This is a genomic window from Parasphingomonas frigoris (assembly GCF_036663815.1).
GTDB lineage: Bacteria > Pseudomonadota > Alphaproteobacteria > Sphingomonadales > Sphingomonadaceae > Sphingomonas.
Window position 1 is genome coordinate 1 of sequence record NZ_JAXOJQ010000045.1, and the last position, 1,405, is coordinate 1,405.

Below are 1,405 nucleotides of genomic sequence, written 5' to 3' on the forward strand. Positions count from 1 at the left end.
ACCGACCGCGTCGGCTGGGTGAGCAGGAACTCCACCCCGGCCGCGATGTCCTCGGCGCGCAGCATCTGCTCCGCCTCGATCATCTGGCGCTGCTTGTCGTCGGGCACGTCGGGATACTGCATGTCCGATCCGACCTTGCCCGGCTCGACCAGCGACACCCGGATCCCCTTGGGACCCAGTTCGCGCCGGAGCGCCTCCGAGAATCCGGCGATCCCCGACTTGATCCCTGCATACACCGTGGAGCTGGGCCCGAGGATATGCGCGCTCAGCGAGCCGATGATGACCATGTCGCCGATCGGCGTCATCCGGTTTGCGGCATGATGCGCGCTCAGCAGATACGCGGTGAAGTCGACCGCGATCGCATAGCGCAGTTCGTCCTCGGTCATCTGCATCAGCCCACCGGCCGCGACCGCCGCGTTGACGACGGTGATGTCGAACCCGCCGAGATACGCCTCGCCCGCATCGAAGAACGCGCGGACCTTGTCGGGATTGGCAAGCTCGGTGATCATCCCGTCTCCATCACCGACCTGTCGGATATGCGCCAGCGCGTCCCGCAGATACCGCTCGTCGCGCCCGCAGACATAGACCTTCGCGCCTTGGGCAGCGAGCATCACCGCGATCGCGCGGCCGATCCCGGTCGTGCCCCCGGTAATGATCGCACGGCGACCCTTTAGCGGGCGGGCGGTCGTGTGGAGGTCGGCGCGTTCGGTCATCGAGTTTCCCGGCTTGTCAGTAGCATCCACGCCTAACGCGCAGCTTTAGCGGGCTGTCCCTAGGCGCGGATCGCCGCACCCTCAAGCGCACGCGCCAGCAGCCGGTCGATCGGATCCTGCAGCATCGCCTCGCTCAGCGTCGGCGCGTGTCCCACGCCCGGCACCGTCACCAGCTCGGCATGGTCGAGCGACGCCGCCATCCGCTCCGCCGTCGCCGCCGACAGAAGGTCCGATCGCCCGCCGCGCACGATCAGCGTCGGCACGTCGCGGAGCGAGGCCAGCGCCTGCCACATGTCCGGCCCCGCCTCGTTGCCCGGCACGCGGAACGGCTCGGCGATCTTCAGGTCGTAATCCAGCACGATCCGCCCCGAACTGTTCAACCGGTACAGACGCTTGGCCATCGCCAGCCAGTCCTCGATCGCGAAGTCGGGATAGACGTCGCCGTTGTTCTCCGCAACGCAGCGCGCGGCATGCATCCAGGTCGGAAAGACGCTCGCCTTGCCGACATACCCGCGGATCCGCGACAGCCCCTGCGCGTCGATCTCCGGCCCCACGTCGTTGAGCAACGCCGCCATCATCCGCCCGCGCGACGGCCCCGCCATCAGCATCGTGACGATCCCGCCGAGCGACGTGCCGAACGCGATGTACCGATCGACGCCCTGCTCGGTCAGCAACGCCTCGACGTCCTGCAC

General features: G+C 68.0%; 2 protein-coding genes. Both read right to left on the minus strand.

The genetic code is table 11. The annotated features are described in order from the left end of the window. A partial coding sequence (locus U1872_RS22310) for an SDR family oxidoreductase (RefSeq protein WP_332795057.1) occupies positions 1 to 713 on the minus strand: 713 nt, incomplete at its 3' end. Between the two features lie 59 nt (positions 714 to 772). Further along, on the minus strand, positions 773 to 1,405 hold a 633-nt coding region (locus U1872_RS22315), incomplete at its 5' end, for an alpha/beta fold hydrolase (RefSeq protein ID WP_332795058.1).